Source organism: Aeromonas sp. PrichA-15 (assembly GCF_017939245.1).
GTDB lineage: Bacteria > Pseudomonadota > Gammaproteobacteria > Enterobacterales > Aeromonadaceae > Aeromonas > Aeromonas caviae.
Map to the genome: position 1 here is coordinate 1 of NZ_JAGKRH010000309.1, position 293 is coordinate 293.

General features: G+C 65.5%; 1 protein-coding gene. It reads right to left on the minus strand.

Annotated features, from left to right (window positions below):
- On the minus strand, positions 1-293 hold a 293-nt coding region (locus J9889_RS21975), incomplete at both ends, for a hypothetical protein (protein ID WP_246878163.1).

The window sequence follows — 293 nt, forward strand, 5'->3', positions numbered from 1 at the left end:
AGGCTGCCGTAGGTCCCGCTCAGGGTGCCCGCGGTCACCGCCGCGCCATCCGCCCCCTGCACGTCGTTGGTGATGACGTTGCCATTGAGGACCAGGTTGCTCTCGCTCGCCACCGTCAGGTTGACGTCGCTCACCGCCGTCGGCACGTCATCGACAATCTGCACGCTCAGGGTGTTCGAGGCCGAGTCCCCGTCGCTGTCCACCAGGCTCACCGCGAAGTCTTCGAACAGGCTGTTGTTGCCGTTCGCCGTCGGGTGCGCCTCGTTGTCGTTCAGGGTGTAGCTGTAGCTCAC